The sequence below is a fragment of the Pseudoalteromonas sp. L21 genome (genome assembly GCF_021728035.1).
GTDB lineage: Bacteria > Pseudomonadota > Gammaproteobacteria > Enterobacterales > Alteromonadaceae > Pseudoalteromonas > Pseudoalteromonas arabiensis.
On the sequence record NZ_JAKKCV010000002.1, the window covers coordinates 363,533 to 378,977 of the forward strand.

13 protein-coding genes are annotated in these 15,445 nt (G+C 41.1%); 6 read left to right on the forward strand and 7 right to left on the reverse strand.

Going from position 1 to position 15,445, the window contains the following annotated elements; genetic code table 11:
* Nucleotide 1: 1 nt before the first annotated feature.
* A complete protein-coding gene (locus tag L3V41_RS06820; protein WP_062568062.1) occupies nt 2–730 on the reverse strand; it encodes a copper homeostasis protein CutC in 729 nt (242 codons plus the stop codon).
* Nucleotides 731–1,117: 387 nt separating this feature from the next.
* Between L3V41_RS06820 and L3V41_RS06825 the strand changes: the two genes are divergently transcribed.
* Nucleotides 1,118–3,907, forward strand: coding sequence for a TonB-dependent receptor (locus L3V41_RS06825; protein ID WP_062568061.1), 2,790 nt, complete (start codon nt 1,118–1,120; stop codon nt 3,905–3,907).
* Between the two features lie 70 nt (nt 3,908–3,977).
* The gene (locus tag L3V41_RS06830) at nt 3,978–4,394 is read left to right on the forward strand and encodes a GNAT family N-acetyltransferase (protein ID WP_237127407.1); all 417 of its coding nucleotides are present in this window, start codon (nt 3,978–3,980) and stop codon (nt 4,392–4,394) included.
* 40 nt (nt 4,395–4,434) lie between these two features.
* Here L3V41_RS06830 and minE read toward each other — a convergent pair whose 3' ends face one another.
* The 3 genes from minE to minC are packed head-to-tail and all read right to left on the reverse strand — an operon-like array spanning nt 4,435 to nt 6,219.
* Nucleotides 4,435–4,698, reverse strand: coding sequence for a cell division topological specificity factor MinE (gene minE, locus L3V41_RS06835; RefSeq protein ID WP_062568059.1), 264 nt, complete (start codon nt 4,696–4,698; stop codon nt 4,435–4,437).
* A 1-nt stretch (nt 4,699) separates the two neighbouring features.
* A complete protein-coding gene (minD, locus tag L3V41_RS06840) occupies nt 4,700–5,509 on the reverse strand; it encodes a septum site-determining protein MinD (protein ID WP_062568058.1) in 810 nt (269 codons plus the stop codon).
* A gap of 5 nt (nt 5,510–5,514) precedes the next feature.
* On the reverse strand, nt 5,515–6,219 hold the full coding sequence (gene minC / locus L3V41_RS06845) for a septum site-determining protein MinC (protein ID WP_062568057.1): 705 nt from the start codon (nt 6,217–6,219) through the stop codon (nt 5,515–5,517).
* Nucleotides 6,220–6,374: 155 nt separating this feature from the next.
* Here minC and L3V41_RS06850 point away from each other — a divergent pair, with 155 nt between their 5' ends.
* Nucleotides 6,375–6,656 carry a YcgL domain-containing protein gene (locus tag L3V41_RS06850; protein WP_062568056.1) on the forward strand — a complete coding sequence of 94 codons (282 nt, stop codon included), beginning with the start codon at nt 6,375–6,377 and terminating at the stop codon, nt 6,654–6,656.
* Nucleotides 6,649–7,674: a lytic murein transglycosylase gene (locus L3V41_RS06855; RefSeq protein ID WP_237127408.1), complete on the forward strand. Its 1,026-nt coding sequence runs from the start codon at nt 6,649–6,651 to the stop codon at nt 7,672–7,674. Before L3V41_RS06850 ends, L3V41_RS06855 begins: the two co-directional genes overlap by 8 nt.
* Nucleotides 7,675–7,846: 172 nt before the next feature.
* Here the strand turns inward: L3V41_RS06855 and L3V41_RS06860 are convergent, their stop codons facing one another.
* Nucleotides 7,847–8,401: a MarR family transcriptional regulator gene (locus tag L3V41_RS06860; RefSeq protein ID WP_062568054.1), complete on the reverse strand. Its 555-nt coding sequence runs from the start codon at nt 8,399–8,401 to the stop codon at nt 7,847–7,849.
* A gap of 257 nt (nt 8,402–8,658) precedes the next feature.
* On the opposite strand from L3V41_RS06860, the gene adhP reads away from it, so the two are divergent.
* Together adhP and L3V41_RS06870 are read left to right on the forward strand one after the other, a co-directional pair.
* Nucleotides 8,659–9,669: an alcohol dehydrogenase AdhP gene (gene adhP, locus L3V41_RS06865; RefSeq protein WP_062568053.1), complete on the forward strand. Its 1,011-nt coding sequence runs from the start codon at nt 8,659–8,661 to the stop codon at nt 9,667–9,669.
* A 1,246-nt stretch (nt 9,670–10,915) separates the two neighbouring features.
* Entirely contained in the window at nt 10,916–11,341 is a 426-nt protein-coding gene (locus L3V41_RS06870; protein ID WP_237115667.1) for a hypothetical protein, read from the forward strand.
* A 147-nt stretch (nt 11,342–11,488) separates the two neighbouring features.
* On the opposite strand, the gene L3V41_RS06875 is transcribed toward L3V41_RS06870, so the two are convergent.
* Nucleotides 11,489–13,900, reverse strand: a complete 2,412-nt coding sequence (locus L3V41_RS06875; protein ID WP_237127596.1) for a TonB-dependent receptor — start codon at nt 13,898–13,900, stop codon at nt 11,489–11,491.
* Between the two features lie 195 nt (nt 13,901–14,095).
* On the reverse strand, nt 14,096–15,364 hold the full coding sequence (locus L3V41_RS06880) for an amidohydrolase family protein (RefSeq protein WP_062568049.1): 1,269 nt from the start codon (nt 15,362–15,364) through the stop codon (nt 14,096–14,098).
* Nucleotides 15,365–15,445: the final 81 nt, after the last annotated feature.

The window sequence follows — 15,445 nt, forward strand, 5'->3', positions numbered from 1 at the left end:
CTTAATCCTTTGAAAGTAGCTTATAGATAGCCTCAGCGTTAATTGCACCTTGTGCGTTATGCACGCAAGAGTGTACATGCACAGATGCATTTGCTGAATAATTTTGTATTAATTGCCAAAAAGCTTCCGCGTTTTCTAGGGTAACGCCGCCACCCATAACAATTTCTATTTGATTGGCGCTCTGCGCTAAATATGTGTTGAGCTGATTTAGACCATCAACGGCACTTTGCCCGCTTTGCCACGGCGTGCCTGATGTTAATATACGGTCAACTCCTAAGCTAATGAGTGTATCAAGTGCGCATAACGGGTTTGTAAGGGTATCGAATGCACGGTGAAAGGTCACCATTAAGCCATGCTGTTTAGCTGTGGCAACTAAAGAGCGAGTCACGTTTAAATCAAGTTTTCCTTGTTTGACTGCACCCAATACTACCCCATGTGCCCCTAGATTAGCTGCGAGTTTTATCTGTTTTTCCATTAATTTATGACACTCAGTACGAACAGTAAAATTGCCAGCTTCTGGTCGTATCATTACTAATAGCTCGGTATTTCTGGTCAGGCTTTTCAATGCGCATTCAATTGCTGAAATACTGGGTGTTAAGCCTCCTAGGTGTAAATTGCTGCATAGCTCAAAGCGCTTTGCGCCTAAGTTGCAAGCCGTAAAAACGTTGTTTGCAAGTTGCTTTAAGTCGCTTTCATTTAGACAGACTTCAAGGATTTTACCATTGTTCATAGTTGTGTTTTTACCATATCTATTACACCTAGTTTCTAGTCACTTATTTCACTTGTTTTATCAGAAAGTATTTTATGTATTTTAATCTATTTTTATCAATTACTTATATTTTACGGTGTGTTCTTTGAAACTTTGGTTTACGCACATAAAACATAAGGTTAACTATAAAGTAGAATATATAAAAATGAATATAAAATATTCCTTGCGCCGATTTTGTTATATCGGTCACCGAATTTTTATTATCACTTTTTGACCGCTCCCCCTATTCTGAAACTGAGTTTAACAAGCTATTAACTCCCAATAATCAGTTTAAACCGATAACAATAAAATGTTTTATGAGATGTATAGATCTCATAAAGCGTGCAGAACACACAACTGGAGATGAGCATGGGCAAGCAAAGTGTAATAAAAATAAAAGAGCAAGGACGGCATTTTAAACGTAATGCAATTGTGATTTCGTTACTCTCGGCAATCAACACAGGTTACGCCGCTGAACAAGCGAATGAAGACGTAGAAGTGATTGAAGTACGTGGTATTCGTTCATCAACCGCAGAGAACTTAGCAATAAAACGACTTTCAGCTGCCACGGTTGATGCAATTACCGCAGAAGATATTGGTAAATTTCCTGATAAAAACGTCGCTGATTCATTACAACGTGTATCAGGCGTACTCATTGATCGCGATGGCGGTGAAGGTAGCCGCGTCAGTATTCGTGGTACGTCACCGGATTGGACACTTACTCAATTAAACGGTAACTATATTGCATCATCAGGTTCAGGTGCCCCTACCCGTAGTTTTAACTACACGTTATTGCCATCAAGCATGATCAAAAGTGTAGAAGTGTACAAAAGTGCTGAGGCACGTATTGATGAAGGCGGTATTGGCGGCACAGTTATACTACACACCCGTAAACCACTTGAAATGGAAGTAAATTCAGGGGCGTTAAGTGCTGAGGTGACTTACGATGATGTGTCTGAAGACACAAAACCACAAGTGAATGTATTGTACTCATGGAAAAACGATGAGGAAAACTTCGGTATTTTAGCAGGCTTCACACGCCAAGACCGCACCGTAACAACTATCACTAACAATGCGTCACATTGGCGCTTTCATTCAGATACTGTTGAAGGGGCAGAGCGTCCAGCTCTAGTAGACCAAGCCACTGGGGAAGTGTACAACAATGTGTGGGCACCGCGTGCGATGAGTGTTAACAACTCAAACCAAGACCGCACTCGAGATGGTTATCAAGTGGCTGTTCAGTGGGCACCGAGTGACAGACTTGATTTAAACTTTAACTATTTTGGTGCCAAGTTAGGCTACGACCAAACAGGGCAAAGCATTACCTTTGCAGAGTGGAACGATAACCACAACCCGTATTACGGCATAGTACTTGATGGCGATACCGTAGTTGCCTACGGTAATGCCGATAACGGTTTACTCAATGATAATAACTGGGGTGATGCCGATGTAAACGGCGGCGTGCCGGTTCGCCGTGGTTTATTATCGCCGCAGCTAACAGGGCGTGAGCGTTTTGGTGAATCAAAATCAAATACTTATGATTTTGAAGGCACTTATTATGGTGATGCATATAGCATTACGTTAAAACTTGGTCATACAGAAGCAGAGGGCGGTACATCAAAAGAAACCTACGCCAACATTGATGCACGGCAAGGCTCAGTGAACAGTTGGTTATGGTCAATTGAAAACGGAAAACCAAGCTATGAAGTGTCGACTGATTTAGCCACCGATAAAGAAGCGTATCAATACTATGATTGGTTTGACTCTTACTCATCTGAAAATGAAGACTCTGAAGATTACATTCAAACAGACGTAAAATTTGACCTTGATGGCAGCTTTTTTACCCGTGTGTATGTGGGGGGCAAATATCGCGACCACGAAATTAAAGGGATGCGTAATGATTTTCGTTGGGATGATGGCATAGCTGACAATGGCGGTTACCGTGGTTACTTACCAGGTACAGAGTGGTTCCATAATCCTGATTTTCATCCAGATGCACCAACACTGGTGAGCGATCATGTGGTGGATAATAGCGCTGGGGATACAGGCGCATTTAACTTTTTAGCATTTGATTTCAGGGCACTGGATGATTACCTAAAAGAAAACTTTAGCCAAACAGTTGTGCCTACGCTTTCGGGTACTTATGCCCTTGAAGAGAAAATTTGGTCTGTTTACACCCAAGCTGATTTTGAATGGCAAGATTTCCGCGGCAATGTGGGTGTGCGTTATGTCAATACAGAGCTTAGCACCTTGACCTACGATGATGTCATTGGTCAAGACGATGACGATACTGATCCGAATGAGCGTAGTAGTGATGGCAGCGAAGTATTACCAAGTTTTAACCTTGCATGGGATGCAACCGAAGACCTTGTTGTTCGTTTTGCAGCAGCACGCACCATGGCAAGAGTGAGTTATTCAGACTTAAGCCAAGCAGAGTCATACGGTCCTCCAGTTAACATTAACTCGCCAGATTCATGGACAGGCCGTGGTAATGGTACCTCAGTAAACACAGGGCTTGAACCTATGTTATCTGACCAATTCGATTTAGGTATTGAATGGTATTACGGCGATGGTTCTGCACTGGGTGCGACTTTATTCTCTAAAGATATTTCTAACTTACCAATTTCGACAGTAGAAATAGTAGAGCGTGAACACGATTGTTGTAATGGCCCAATTGAAGTTGAAATGAACACCAAAGTAGGGGGCGGCGATGCAAAATCAGAGGGTTTAGAACTGTTCTTCCAGCATTCGTTTGATAATGGTTTTGGTATTTTAACTAACTACACCTACACAGATACCAGCACCAGCGAAGTCTCAACAGACGGGCAAAAAACAGATGCTGAGATCCCAGGTACAGCTAAGCATCAATATAATATTTCAGTGTATTTTGAGAACGATGACTTTAGCGTTCGCGCCTCTTATAACTGGAAAGATGACCGTGCCAACGGTATTCACCAAGGCTACAACTTGTATACCAAAGACTATGGTCAGCTAGATGTGAATGCATCATATAATCTAACTGAGCAGCTCTCATTTACTGCATCTGTAGTAAACCTAACAGAAGAGCTTGAAGAAGGTTATTGGAAACAAAGTAATCGCTTTACTTATAACCAGTATTCGGGTCGTCGTTTTTACTTAGGCGCAAATTATAACTTCTAACCGACATGTTGTTTGTTGCAACCTAAAAAGGTACTTTTACTAAAGTACCTTTTTCTTTTTTAAGACAAGAATGATTGAATTTGTAGCGGCTACCGAGCAAGACAAAGCCTATTTACTCGACTTAAGGTTAAATACCATGGTTGGACACCTTGAGAACCAAGGGTTATTTTTATCACTTGAACAACACCAAGCAAGAGTGGCAGAACACTTTGAACACAGACACTTAGTGTTAAATGATGGGCAATGTGTAGGCGCTGCTAAGTTCATTGTTAGTGACAAAACAATCAGTTTATTACAGCTACAAATAGCACCCAAACAGCAGGGCAAAGGGCTAGGCACTCAGGTGTTAAATGCACTAAAAGCACAAACATCAGAAATTAACTTAACGGTGCTAAAAGCAAACCCAGCGTATGGGCTATATCAACGGGCAGGATTCAAAACGCTAGGTGCAGACGACTATGAGTTTCATATGCAGTGGCAGAAATAAAAAAGGGCGCTGTTAGCATTAACAAAGCGCCCAATTTTGACTATTTCTTTTCTTCTTCTGGCAGAGTCACGTTCAACTCAAGTACTGCTAAGTCATCTTCATTTTGATCAAACTGAACTTGAACAGCATCGGTATTTACATTCACATATTTGCGTATTACATCAAGAATATCTTGCTTTAGCTGTGGCAGATAATCAGGTGTACCACGTTGTGAGCGTTCGTGTGCGACAATGATCTGCAATCGCTCTTTTGCTAATGACGCACTGCTTTTCTTCTCTGAGCGGAAGTAGTCAAGTAAAGACACATTAACCTCCAAAAATCCGTTTAAATAAGCCTTTTTTCTCTACATCTAAAAAGCGGAAATCGACAGTTTCACCTAGTAGACGATTAATTGCATCAGTATAGGCTTGGCCTGCATCTGATTCACCGTCTAAAATCACTGGTTGACCAGAGTTTGATGCACTCAATACCGCTTGTGATTCAGGGATAACACCTAAAAGTTTAATCGCAAGAATTTCTTGCACATCTTCAACTGATAGCATTTCGCCTTTTTCAACACGCTCAGGGTTATAACGTGTTAATAATAAGTGTTCTTTAACGCTTTCTAGGCCTTCTTCAGCACGCTTAGATTTACTGTGCAAAATACCTAAAATTCGGTCGGAGTCACGTACTGATGATACTTCAGGATTTGTTGTTATAATTGCTTCATCAGCAAAATACATTGCCATCATTGCGCCCGCTTCAATACCCGCTGGCGAATCACATACGATGTAATCAAAGTCTTTTTTCAAATCATTTAGTACACGTTCAACACCGTCACGGGTTAAGGCATCTTTATCACGTGTCTGTGACGCAGGTAAAATGTGTAACTTATCAACTCGCTTATCTTTAATAAGGGCTTGATTTAAGTTAGCTTCACCATTGATTACGTTTACAAAGTCATAAACAACACGGCGCTCACAACCCATAATAAGGTCAAGATTACGTAGACCAATATCAAAGTCGATAATAACGGTTTTAAAGCCCTTAAGCGCTAAACCTGTGCCAATTGCAGCACTCGATGTGGTTTTACCAACACCACCTTTACCAGAAGTAACGACAATTACTTTTGCCATGAGATTTATCCTTTAACCAAAGCTGAAATTTCTAATGAATCATTTTTTTGTTGGATTTGTACTGCGTTGCCCCAGTGTTCACCTTGTAGGGAATCGCTGATCCAATAACTACCATTAATTGAAACAAGTTCTGCTTCTAATTTTTGGCAAAATATTTGTGCTTCGTTGTAGCCTTTAGCACCTGCAATTGCACGTCCGCGCAATGTGCCATAAATATGAACATTACCGTCGCTAATCACCTCTGCGCCATGACTAACCGCACCAATAACAATAAGGTCACGATCTTTTGCATAGACCTGCTGACCAGAGCGAACTGTGCCGTGAATCACTTGTGCAGGTAGGTGAACGGTTTTCTCAACGATAGATGTATTTGTTTGTTGTTTAGCGGTTGCTCCCTTAACGTCCTGTGAATAATTTAGGACTGATAAGCCTGCCGCTTTGGCGTTTTCGTTTTGCTCTTGGCTGCCATTACACACACCAACAGGGTTAAACGATAGACTGGTAAGCATTGATTTTAAGAAAGAAAAATCAAACGAGTCACCTTGTACATCACTTAAGTTAATTACGATGGGCGCGCCTGCAAAAAACTTAGGTGCTTGGGCTATTTTTTCATCTAACTGCTTACTTAAAAGAGAGGTATCTGCTGAAAATAGATGCAACACAGATAAAGTAAAAAGGTTCCCTTTTAGTTCAAAAATTTGTTCCGACATACATGCTCAATTGAATTGTCTTGGTTAGCTCTTTTTTAAATAAACGCAGGCTGAACAAGGCGTATACAGTAAAAATCTAACCGAAATTTTTAATCTTCTTATAAGAGTCATGTTATAGTGTGCGCCCTCGTTAAGCAAGATATTATAGGGCCATAATGCTAACTGCGGTGTATAAAAGTAAGAAAAAAGCGGATACCTACCTTTTTGTAGAAAAAAGAGATGATTTTACGCGTGTTCCTGAACCTTTAATGGACACATTTGGTCAACCACAGTATGTGATGATAATTAATCTTGCTAGTCGTGAAAAGTTAGGTTTGGCAGACTTAGAAACGGTTAAGCAAGCGTTAATTGACCAAGGTTTCTACTTGCAATTACCACCGCCAGAAGAAAACCTGTTAACCCAATTTAAAAAAGACAAGGGAGTTGAGAGTGATTAAAAAACTTGCCGTAGTTCTACTAAGTGCTTCATTAAGCACATCTGTATTGGCAGAGGAAAAAACACAAGCTGACTTCGACGTATACGTTGCTGCATTAAAAAATGAAGCGATAGAAAAAGGCTATGATCAAGCCTTAATCGAGCAAGCATTCGCAACGGCCAAATTTAAAAAGAAAGTCATTTCAGCTGACAAAAATCAGCCTGAAGTAAAAGAAACCCTCGAAACCTATTTACCAAAACGTGTGCCGCAATGGAAAATTGACCGCGCGCGTAAACTATACAAAGAAAACCAAGAGGTTCTTGAAAAAGTAGCTAAAGAATACGGCGTTCAAGCGCGCTTTATTGTTGCACTTTGGGGCCTTGAAAGTAACTTTGGTAAAATCCAAGGTGGTCATAGTGTGATAGCATCATTAGTCACACTTGCTTTTGATGGCCGCCGCGAAACTATGTATAAAAACCAACTTTGGGCAGCGCTTGATATCTTAAAAGAGGGCCACATTACCCTTGATAAGTTCAAAGGCTCTTGGGCTGGTGCAATGGGTCAGACGCAGTTTATGCCAACTTCATTTAACGCCTACGCTGTTGATTACAACGGTGATGGCCGCAAAGATATTTGGACCACAGAAGAAGACGCATTTGCTTCAATCGCAAATTACTTAAAGCAAGCAGGTTGGAACGATGATTTAACTTGGGGTCGTCAAGTTAAATTACCTGAAGGCTTTGATAACGCAAACATTCTTAAACGTGGCACTAAAACGCGCAGCCAATGGCTAGAGTACTGGAAAGATTCAGAACGCAGCCTTGCTGATTGGCAAGCAATCGGTGTTCGTAAAATGGATGGTAGCGACTTACCAAACGTTGATGTGACCGCCGCAATGGTAATGCCAGATGATGTAAACGGTCGTATGTATCTAGCCTACGATAACTACAAAGCACTGATGCACTGGAATCGCTCGTATTACTTTGCAACCAGTGTTGGTTACTTATCAGATCGTATCGGTTACCCAGCGGTTAAGTAATTGATTTTTAACCACCAAGTTTTATCAAAGCTTGGTGGTTAATGGAATAGAAGGTTTTGGGTGTGAGGTTGTCACTTTTTACAATAAATATCCATACCCACTGCGCGCTAAAGCACTGCCTTCAAGCAAACGCGCGAAACAAGTTTCACGCCTACAATATCAAACTCGCAACTTATTCTTTTCCAGGCTTCTTCAAAATTTTGTCTTTAAAATCGAGTACCTTGCCAATACCTGAACCGAGTTTCATTAGGCTTTGGAGTTGTTCAGGGCTTAAACGTTGTAGCTCTGCCGACCATTTTGTAACGGTTTCAAGTAGGTCGTGAATTTCTTGCATTTGCTGCTGGGCAAAGCGCTCATCATCGTTGTGGGCTTCTTCTAAAATATTATCGCGAAGTAAGCTAAGGGTTGGGTCTATCTCACGTTTTTTACGCTCTTCGAATACACGGTTGGCCATGTCCCAAATACTGCCAGCAGGGCCGTAGTATTCTTTACGGTCGCCAGGGATATGATGCACCTTGATTAAACGCCAAGACTGAAGTTCTTTAATGCCCATACTCACGTTACCACGTGAAATACTCAAGGTATCGGCAATTTCATTGGCGGTCATGGGCTCTTTAGTAATGGTGAGTAAACCACACATTTGACCAATAGTGCGATTAAAGCCCCAACGGCTACCCATTTCACCGCAGTGCATTACAAAAGCTAAATTTTTTTCAGATAGGCTCATAATTTTTTGTATTCAAAAACTTCAGAAATTTAATGCTAGCACGGTGTTGGTATAACTAAAAGAAATAGCCACTATTCGATGTTACGCGACTAAAGTCTAAATTTTGAGCTAGTCCGTTGATTTTACTAAGCGTTAAACAGGAAAATTGAAATCGAACAAAAAATAAACAGTTTGATCTGTATCAATATTGGTGACAATAGTTTGCGTTATCGTATAGGCTCAAAGTGCTCAATTAAAAAAAACAAAGGAGGAACGTTATGAAAGCTGCAGTTAATAAAGAATACAAAGGTAAGCTGACTATTGAAGATATTCCATGCCCTGAGGTAGGGATAAACGACGTGTTAGTTAAAATAGCGGCGTGCGGTGTGTGCCACACTGATTTACATGCATGCCATGGAGATTGGCCTGTAAAACCTAAAATGCCATTAGTACCTGGTCACGAAGGGGTCGGTACAATTGAAAAAGTAGGGGCTAATATAAAGCACTTATCTGTGGGCGATAGAGTAGGGATCCCTTGGCTGTATAGTGCATGCGGGCATTGTGACTACTGCTTAGAAGGTAAAGAAACCTTGTGTCTTGAGCAGCACAATACAGGTTATTCAATAGACGGTGGTTACGCTGAGTATTGTGTTGCACATGGTGACTTTGTCGTAAAAGTACCAGACGGGTTAGGCTTTGCAGAAGCTGCGCCATTATTTTGTGCAGGTGTTACGACGTACAAAGCATTAAAAGTAACGGGTGCAAAAGCAGGTGATTGGGTTGCTATAGTCGGTGTGGGTGGCCTTGGTCACTTAGCGGTGCAGTACGCAAAAGCGATGGGCTTTAACGTAATTGCCGTTGATACTGGTGAAAGTAAACTCAACCTTGCTAAAGAGCTTGGTGCAGACATCACTATTGATTTTATGAAGCAAGTACCATCAGAAACCATTTTTGAGCAAGTGGGTGGTGCGCATGGTGTTGTGTGTACAGCCGTATCAAAACCAGGTTTTGAGCAAGCCTACAAAAGTGTACGCCGTGGCGGTAAATGCGTGCTTGTAGGTTTACCACCAGAAGAGATGCCACTGCCTATTTTCGATACCGTGTTAAATGGTGTGTCTGTTGTGGGCTCAATCGTAGGCACGCGTAAAGACTTACAAGAATGCCTGGACTTTGCAGCCAAAGGTAAAGTTAAGGCCATTATTGAAGAAAAACGCCTCGAAGATATCAACGATATTTTTGACGACATGCTAAAAGGCGATATCACAGGCCGAATTGTGATGACGCTTTAAGTTGAGCTTTTTAACAAGTACTGTCAGGTTTGGTTGAATGATTCAATTGAATCTGACAGTTTTTCGTTTGTTAAAAAGCAGGGAGCTGTGACTCGTTATTGCCCCAAAATGAGTTAACGTAATTACTCTATAGATCACCTTTGAGCTATCAGATACAGTGATTCACCTAATGATATTGGCTCTACTCCACAATCTGATATTCCACTAACTTTTATGTTGGTGATGACATAAATAACTGTATTAATACACAGTTTTGTTGTTGTGCTTCCATATTCAAGAAAATGAGCGACGAGCGCATTTTCTTTTTCAGAATATCTTTAGTGCCAATAAAAAATTAGAATTGGCAATGCATTACGTTATTTGTTAAAAATAGATTTATTAATACCTGCGCGTAACATCGGCAGAAAGATGCGCGACGGGCGCACTATAAAATTGTTAGCCATAAAAACGGAGTTGAGCATTGCAAATAGGCATCTTGATAATCGGCCTTATTTCACCAACGTATTGGATGGCATCTCTTCTCAAGCAAGACGTGAATAAGGCGAAAGTAATAAGGCTGCTCAACTGGGTCTATTTTCTTTTTGCTCTATTGTCGGTACTCGCTATTCTGATAATAGAGGTATCACTAACCGCTGGTTGGGAAGATTTCATTTCGTCCAATTGGGTAATTGCAATTTGGAGCATTTTTTTACTCTCAAGGTGCAGTGAAATATATGTGGCATTTCTTAGAGATGCACTCGACAAGGTATCGGAAAAAAAGTCCGAAAGTAGAGGGAAGTGGTGGCCACGATCATTAGTAAGAATAAAAAATAAGCTTTTTGTCCATCAGTGGATATCTCGTCATATTAAAGGGAGTTCGTTGCAAAACCACGATAGGTTGGCATTATCCTTTCGTAGCTATTTCGAACTGATAGTGAATTTCGCGATCTTGTATTTGCTTACACCGGAAACATTTTGGAAAGATTGCAAGAATCCCGAAGGTATTTGGGAGTCTGGATATTTTAGTGGGGTTACGATAACCACACTTGGTTATGGAGATATCACTCCGGTTCATTGGTTCCCTCAATTTCTTACCGTATTTGAGGTATTGTGTGGTTTCGCATTAATCGTGGTTTGTTTCGCAGTGTACTTGCAGAAGGAAAAAAATGGCTAACAAGGCCGTAAACTCGGACGCATTTTCCGTTCGCTGCGCTCACTACAAATACGCCGGTTACGGCTGGCGTTATACGTTTATCAAGGAATGACTATGAATTTAAGGATATTGATACTTACCCTATTAATTACAGGTTGCTCTGAAGCAACTCCCGAGTTTGAAAAATTAGCTGTAGAAATCTCTCATGAGAAATCTGTTAAATTTGATTCTGGATACTGGCAAGTTGGTGGCAATTTGCAATCAGCAAATGCTATGGCGTGGCAGAAAGCTTCGTTTCAAAATAAAAGAGCAACTTGTAGCGTTTTCCTAGAAGCTTTGATTCAACAAAATAAGCTAAATATTGAAGATTCCTCAGATGAAAATATCAAAAAAATGTCAGAGGAACTTGTATATCTGCTAAATGAACGCTTCAAAATGGTTGGCAACGCTCAAGAAAACGAAGAGTCATTTAAACATTTAAAAGTTAGTAATGAAGCGTTAATAGTAATTAAATCATTAAAGTGGCATAAAAACGTATAACAAGTTACTCAAAAGGACGCAAAACGCTTGGCTTGCGCTCCTTCGTCGCTAACTCATTTATGTCCAAAAGCAAGCCACTACTCAAACTACTTACTAAACAAAAAAGCGCAGCTTACTTAAGCCGCGCTTTTTGCTCTTATTTCACAATTAAAGTGTGTAGCTAAAGGTTAGTTTAGCATTACGCTCTTCGCCTGGCATACCGCCTAAGAACATTGCTTTTGAGTAATAAGTTTTGTTAAACAAGTTATTTAGGTTTAACTGTAGCTTCCAATCATCTGTTTGGTATTGAATTGCGGCGTCGTAAACTGTGTAGCTCGGTACGTAGCCATCAGGAATACCAAAAGAGTCAGCGTTTGTACTACGGTCATCAACATATTGCACGCCTGCGCTAATTGTAAGTGGCTCGGCTAAATCAAACCATTTAGCGTCATAGCTTAACCAGCTGCTGGCTGTTACATAAGGCACACCTTTTTGACGGTCATCGAAGGTTGATGAGTTAGGATCTTTCTTATCGCGCGCGTCTTGATATACCGCGTTGATGTTAAGTTTCCATTGCTCGTTTAAATCGGCATTTAAATCAAGCTCAACACCTTTAGTTTGCTCTTCACCATCGTAAAAGTTCTTTGGCACTGAGGCATCAGATACACCATCCTCGTAACTAGGGTTAATATACTCAAGGTTTGTACGTGCACTATCAAATACCACTAGTGATGCTAGTAGTTGATCGTCAAAGGCTTTTACACGCATACCGATGTCGTTACTGACTGATTCGGCGTCATCGCGGTCAGCTTCGTTACCCGATACACTACCAAGTACGCTGTATGCTGTACGACCTTTAGAGTGATTTACAAAGAACGAAATATCATCGCTAAGTTTGTAGGTTGCACCAAGGTTGTAGGTCATACCGCTGTCTGATGTATCTGCTTCTGGTGTTGGCTCGGCTGCACTGGCACGATAGCGCGCATCAACACCAAAGTGTTCGTAGCTTTGTTTAATACGGTTAAACGCAACGCCTACACGTGTTGTGAAAGTGTCGTGAATATAGGCAACATGTTGAATACCCACACCCCAAGCTTGAACTTTTTTGTTGTAATTGCTGGTTTTTAGCGGATCGTAGTCATAAAAGCTGCCTTCGCCCCAGTTCGGGTTACGAATATCAAAAATGTAAGGTAATTGACCTTGGTAAGTAACCTCACCATCTTTGTTTTTAATGATCTTGTCGACATCGTAAATAGAGTATTGTTTAAAACGAATATCGCGGTCTTCGTAATTGGCGTTTACAAGTAGTTCGTTATCGATTCCGGCAAAACTAAAGTCATAACGCAAGTCAGCAAAGTATTGCCATGATTTTTCGTCAGCTTCTACTTGGCGGTATTCTTGGCGACGAGCGGCAAATGGGTAAAGTACGTCATCAACCACTAATGGAGCGCGCGGGTCGGCATTGATCACGCCTTTGCGGTTCCAATAAACGTAGTTATAAGCACCCGTTTGGCGGGCAAAGCTCGATTCGTAATTACGGTATTGTAGTTGCTGGTTTAAAAATAAATTATCAGTAATGAAGTAGTTATGGGTTAACTTAAAGCGTAGCTCTTCGCCTTCGTTATCATTTGCCATTGGCGAAATAATACCATTATGGCCAAAGGTATAAGGTGTTAGGCCATCATTTGCTGCCAGTGAGTCTGCTAATTGTTGACGTTGCTGATCGGTTAGTTGCAGGCCTTTTGCCGTTGCATCGTTAATTAAATCGGCAGCGGTTACTTCACCTGCGGTTTTACCATTTACTGAGTCGCTGTTAAAAATACGAATAGGGTGGCCAATTGAATCAACGGCAATGGCATCTTTGATATAAGCGGCAGAAATCATGATGTCTTGTTTGTCGCTTAGTACATATTTTAACGCGCCATAAATTTCGTCACGGTCGTCTTTTAAGTCGCGGTAGCCCTCGCTGCGAGCGGTTTTTGCGTTAACGCGATAAGCAAGGTTGTCGGTTAATGCCGCTGTGCTATCAAAGCCTAGTGAGTAGCTATCCCATTGACCAAGCTCTGCATTAACCGTGTGCTTTTCAGTAAATTGTGGTTTCTTTTCAATTAGGTTGATAACACCACCTGCGCTACCCATACCATATAAGCCTGTTGCAGGGCCTTTAAGTACTTCTACAGATTCAACATTGGTCATTGAGCGTGTAGGGTTAAAGGTGTTGCCTAGGCCTGCACCGCCGTACATGCCATCGTAGGTATAGTTAGCACCTAAACCGCGGATCACTAAGTTATCGCCAATACCGTAGTTGTTACCCGCTTGGGTTACACCACTGATGTTACGTACTAAGTCTTGTAGATTTGTAGCGCCTTGCGAGTTGATAAGCTCTTGATCAACAACCACAACTGGGGCTGGCGTTTCCATTAAGGTCATATTTGATTTAGTGGCAAGGCCAGATTCAAGTACCACACGATTTTGTTTGTCGTAAACGGTAATTCGTTCAACTGAGTCTAAATCGTTGGCGTTTGCATTGAATGCGCTTAAGCAGGCAAGGGCTAAAATTGAGTATTTATATGTCATTATTATGGGGAATTTGTCGAAAATTTTCGGCAATGATAATACGAGCTATTTTCATTTCAAGTTTTATTTATCTAAATTAGGTATTTTTTCGTTTTAATACAAAAAAGAGATGTTTCGTTAAAATTTATTTAACTTGTGAGCGGTGAATTGTTAAAAAAGGGGAGTGCTGGCTTCTAAATAAGAAGCCAGAAAATCAATTTATTTATAGACTTTGCCGTCTTTCATTACAAATTTTACATCTTCCAGTACGGCAATGTTTTCAAGCGGGTTGCCTTTAACCGCAATGATGTCGGCTAAGAAGCCGCTTTTGATTTGACCAAGTTGATCATCCACTTTTAGCAGTTTAGCGCTATTAATAGTCGCTGATTGTAATGCCTGCAGTGGCGTCATACCAAACTCAACCATACGCGAAAACTGTTTAGCGTTATCGCCATGTGGGTAAATTGCGGCATCGGTACCAAATACCATATTCACACCCGCTTTAACGGCACGGCTGAAACTATCACGCTGCTTTTTAGATACTTGGCGCTCTTTGTTGAGGTTTTCTTCTGCAACCCCGTTTTGTTCACCGAAGGCAAGCGTGTACTCAGTGTTATAAATATCCATTGAGAACCAAGTACCATGTTTTTTAGCAAGTTTAATGGCTTCGTCATCAACAAAACTAACGTGTTCAACACTGTCTACACCAGCAATGATTGCGGCTTTTATACCACTCGTACCATGTGCATGTGCCGCAGCAGTTAGGCCGCGTAGGTGTGCTTCGTTCACAATGGCGTTCATTTCATCTTGTGAATACTGCTGAATACCTACCTTAGTGCCTTTTGAGAAAACCCCACCTGTTGCGCAAAACTTAATCGCATTGGCACCATATTTAATGTTTTCGCGTACCTTAGCGCGCACAGCCCACGGGCCATCAGCAACGCCTTCGGCGGTGTATTTCATTTCTGGTGGTAAACGGTTGTTGTCGCAGTGACCGCCAGTAACACCTAAAGACGGCCCTGCTGCCCAAATACGTGGGCCAACAATGTCGCCTGCATTAATACCATCACGTACAGCAATCACACTGTAGCCTTCTGCACCTAAGTTACGAAGAGAAGTGAATCCAGCGTATAAGGTTTTTTCTGCAAAGTGTGCCGCTTTAATCGCTTTACGTGGAATAGACTGGCCAATTCGTTCGCTGCGTGGCACAGTTGGATCGCTCGTTAAATGCACATGCATATCCATTAAACCTGGTACTAAAGTTAGTTCAGGCAACTGTATATGTTTATCACCCTCTTTTAGGCGTGGTTCTTTATTACTATCTACACTTGTTATTTGACCGTTTTCTATACTAATAAGTGGTGATTTAATCAGTTTTCCTGAATGAACATCAACCATTTCTTTTGCAGATATATAGGTTGCAGCATTTATATTCATTGATATAAAGCCCGTTAAGCCAAGGCTTATTGATAGCAGAGTCTTTTTCATTTTTATTCAAAGTTAGATAGTCGAATCGCAACTCTAGCAACCACTTTGCATAGTGTAAATAAACTGCGATAAATTGCAGGG